Raw genomic sequence first — 4,003 nt, 5'->3', positions numbered from 1 at the left:
CGCCTGACCGCAGCTATCGCCTTGTGGGATGAACAGGTCTATGCAGGCCCTTCACAAGGCTTAGGAGAGGCTTCGGATGAGAAACGCAATCTGCCTCGCATTGACTGCGGCAGTGGCTGGGTGCGCGACCTCCCCGGTCGACTATGAGGCGTCGCTTTCGCAGCAGGACCAGAAATGGGCCTCCCCGGCATGCCAGCAGGCCCGCAGGGCGGCTTCGGATTACGAGGCTCGCGAGAAAGAGCATCCGGGATGGGGTTTCGGCGTCCTGCTTGGTCCATACTCGATGGGGCTCGTCGCAGCCATCAAGGAGCATGAGCAGAAGCAACGAAAGCTGTTCGCCCGCGAAGTGCACCTGCAATGCTCAAGCCTGCCGCTGCCGAAGGAACTGCAGGGCGATTTGAACCCTGCCGTACCGCCGACCAAGTATCCATAGCCTGCCGCGCCTTCCGGCAGAAGGCGCCGGGGTGGCCGCCGTCATTGGCGGCACCTCGATCTTCGGCGGCCGCGGTGTCTACACCGGCACCATCCTCGGCGCCCTGATCCTGACCGTGCTGACGATCCTGCAGATGCCGGAAGGGGCAAGGCGGATCTTGTCGGGCTGATCGTGCTGTTCGTGACGGCGGTTTATTTGAGGATTGTGGAGGAGAGATAGGGGCGGGTTGAGGTGAATGGCTGCTTTTGGGCCGAATTCAGACAGGCAGCTTTGGCGCAAGGATGCGAACTACTGCCGTTCAACCAATGATAAAGGCTCAGATCGAATTTTGGTGCTTCTTCAAAATTTGCACCTATTGAGGATGCGCCACGGCCAGCCCGCGAGGACCGATCCGCTCTCAAAAAGCGTGTACAGGTTGACAACACCTTGGCCGCTGCAACATCCTGCCGGTTTTTAGACTGGGAGGTAGCATGACTATTTCGATCAACCGCCGCACCTTTTCCATAGGCGCGGGCGCTCTGGCTTTGGCTGCGGCCGGATTTTCGCCGGCACGCGCGCAGCAGGCGTTTTTCCGCATCGGCACGGGCGGAACGTCCGGTACCTACTATCCGGTGGGCGGCCTGATCGCCAACGCCATCTCGGCAACCGGGGCGGCCGGCGTCGAAGGCTTGGTCGCCACCGCCACGTCCTCCAACGGTTCGGTGGCCAACATCAGCGCCATCCAGTCGGGCGCGTCCGAATCGGGCTTCACGCAATCCGACGTCGCCTACTGGGCGCATTCGGGCACCGGCCTCTATGAGGGCAAGCCCAAGGTTGACGACCTGCGCCTCATCGCGACGCTTTATCCCGAGACGATCCATTTGGTCGCGCGTGCCGACGCCGGCATTAAGTCGGTGGCGGATCTCAAGGGCAAACGCGTCTCTCTTGACGAGCCGGGCTCCGGCACCATCGTCGATGCGCGACTTGTGCTTGGCGCTTACGGTCTGGCTGAAAAGGACGTGCAGCCCGAATATCTCAAGCCTGGCCCGGCCGGAGAGCGGCTGCAGGATGGCGCCATGGACGCTTATTTCTTCGTCGGTGGTTATCCGACCGGCGCAATCGTTGAGCTTGCCACCACCAACAACATCACGCTGGTGCCGATCACCGGCCCCGAGGCCGACAAGCTGCTGTCCGAGCAGAAGTTCTTCTCCACCGATACCGTGCCGGAAGGCACCTACAAAAATGTCGGCGAAACCAAGACCATTTCCGTCGCCGCTCAATGGGTGACCAGCGCCAAGCAGACCGACGACCTCGTCTACAAGATCGTCAAGTCGCTTTACAGCGACGAAACCCAAAAGGCCCTGCAGGCAGGCCACGCCAAGGGCAAGCTGATCACGCTCCAGAACGCGGTTACCAGCGCTGGCATTCCGTTTCATCCCGGCGCAGAGAAATTCTACAAGGAAGTCGGCACCCTGAAATAAGAGGCATTTGGACCGGCTGACAACAACGAGGCGGAAGGGATGCTTTCCGCCTCTTTTGTCTGGAAATTCAGGACACGGAACCGGCCATGAGCGATGACGACAAGATCAAGCTTTCCGCAATGGAGTTCGATGAGGAGAGCGCTCGCGAACTGGAGGAGAAATTCGACTCCGAAATCCGCTTCCGGCCACTGACCCGTGTCGCGGGCTGGCTGGTCGGCTTCCTCCTGGTGGCGCTGTCACTGTTTCACTACTACACCGCCGGTTTCGGCCTGCTGCAGGAAATGCTGCACCGGGGCATCCACCTGTCGATGGTGCTGGCGCTGATCTTCCTCGTCTTCCCGCTGGTGAAGAAAAGCTACGACCAGCCCGCGCGGTCCAGCCTCCTGCGGCCGCTCGGCATACCCCTTTTCGACTGGCTGCTGGCGATCGCTGCGGTCGTCGTCGTCATGCACGTGCCTATGATCCCGCTCGACGACCTTGCCTTCCGCGTCGGCAATCCCACGGCGCTCGACGTGGTGTTCGGCCTTATCCTCATCCTGCTTCTGCTGGAGGCGACGCGCCGCTCCGTCGGCATCCCGCTGCCCATCATCGCCGTCGTCTTCATGGCCTACGCGCTGTTGGGGCGGTACATGCCGAGCATTCTGGTGCACCCCGGCGCGTCCGTCTCCCAGCTCATCGATCACCTTTATCTGACGACGCAGGGCATCTACGGCATCGCGCTCGGCGTCGTCGCCACCTACGTCTTCCACTTCGTGTTGTTCGGCGTCTTCGCCACCCGCATTGGCCTCGGCCAGCTCTTCCTCGACTGTGCGGCGTGGGTCGCCGGCCGCTACGCCGGGGGTCCCGCCAAGGTGTCGATCTTCGGCTCGGCGCTGTTCGGCATGATTTCCGGCTCGTCGGTCGCCAACACCGTTACCGTCGGCTCGCTGACCATCCCGGCGATGATCAAGCTCGGCTACAAGAAACATTTCGCCGCAGCGGTGGAAGCGGCGTCCTCGACCGGCGGTCAGGTGACGCCGCCGATCATGGGCGCAGCGGCCTTCCTGATGATCGAATTTCTCGAACTGCCCTACACGACCATCATCCTTGCCGCCATCGTGCCCGCCTTCATGCACTTCTTTGGCGTGTTCATGCAGGTGCATTTCGAGGCCAAGCGAACCGGCCTCAGGGGGCTCAGGCCGGACGAGATGCCCGATGTCGTCGAGGCGCTGAAGCGGGACTGGCCGACGATCATCCCGCTCGTCGTTCTTATCGGCGTGCTGCTCTCGGGCTACACGCCCTACATGGCCGCCTTCTGGGGCATCACCTTGTGTATTCTCGTCGGCTTGCTCAATCCGCGCCGGCGCATGTCGGTCGCCGACATCGTGACGTGTCTGCGCGACGGCGCCAAATATGCGCTCGCAGTCGGAGCCGCTGCCGCAACCGTCGGCATCGTCGTGGGCGTCGTCACCCTGACCGGAGTGGGCTTCAAGCTGTCCTACATCGTCACATCGACGGCCGGACACCTTTCCCTTCTCTTCGGCACCTTCATCCCCGAGGCGATCTTCTCGGCCCAGGGCCTGACCCTATTGTTCACCTTGATCATGACTGGCGTCGTCTGCATCCTGATGGGCTGCGGCATCCCGACGACCGCGAACTACATCATTATGGTGACGATCGCGGCGCCGGCGCTTGTCATGCTCGGCACCGAGCCGATCGTCGCTCACTTCTTCGTGTTCTATTACGGAGTGCTGGCGGACATCACGCCACCGGTGGCGCTGGCGGCGTACGCCGCCGCTGGCATGGCGGGGGCGGACCCGTTCAAGACCGGCAACACCGCCTTCCGGCTGGGGATGGGTAAGGCACTGGTTCCTTTCGTGTTCGTCTTCTCACCGTCCCTGCTGCTGGTGACGAAGGATTTCACCTGGCCGAACTTCTTCCTCGCCTTTTTCGGCTGCGTGCTGGGCATCACCTGCCTGGGCGCCGCGCTATCGCGCTATCTTCTGGTGCGCACACGCCCATGGGAAAACGTGCTGCTCGTGTTCGCCGCCCTGCTTCTGGTGGCACCCGAACTCTATTCCTCGCTACTCGGCGTGGCGCTTTTGGTCCCGGTCCTGCTGCGCCATTGGAA

3 protein-coding genes and 1 pseudogene are annotated in these 4,003 nt (G+C 62.3%); all 4 read left to right on the top strand.

The annotated features are described in order from the left end of the window. Positions 1–76 precede the first annotated feature (76 nt). A complete protein-coding gene (locus EN969_RS20080; protein ID WP_024501714.1) occupies positions 77–433 on the top strand; it encodes a hypothetical protein in 357 nt (118 codons plus the stop codon). A 34-nt stretch (positions 434–467) separates the two neighbouring features. Next, positions 468–652, top strand: a pseudogene (locus EN969_RS20075) (ABC transporter permease); the annotation flags it as partial. A 251-nt stretch (positions 653–903) separates the two neighbouring features. Next, on the top strand, positions 904–1,893 hold the full coding sequence (locus EN969_RS20070) for a TAXI family TRAP transporter solute-binding subunit (RefSeq protein ID WP_024501713.1): 990 nt from the start codon (positions 904–906) through the stop codon (positions 1,891–1,893). Between the two features lie 86 nt (positions 1,894–1,979). Then, positions 1,980–4,003: TRAP transporter permease (locus EN969_RS20065; RefSeq protein WP_164758363.1), on the top strand; the 2,024-nt coding region annotated here is incomplete at its 3' end.

The organism is Mesorhizobium sp. M7A.F.Ca.CA.003.01.2.1 (genome assembly GCF_003998945.1).
In the GTDB taxonomy this organism is placed as follows: domain Bacteria; phylum Pseudomonadota; class Alphaproteobacteria; order Rhizobiales; family Rhizobiaceae; genus Mesorhizobium; species Mesorhizobium ciceri.
Note: the sequence above shows the minus strand (reverse complement) of the source record. Positions and strands in the feature narration are given on the sequence as shown.

What these genes read in the sequence shown, in the direction of transcription:
- EN969_RS20080 (WP_024501714.1), top strand. Translation starts at nt 77, where the DNA reads ATGAGAAACGCAATCTGCCTCGCATTGACTGCGGCAGTGGCTGGGTGC.
- EN969_RS20070 (WP_024501713.1), top strand. Translation starts at nt 904, where the DNA reads ATGACTATTTCGATCAACCGCCGCACCTTTTCCATAGGCGCGGGCGCT.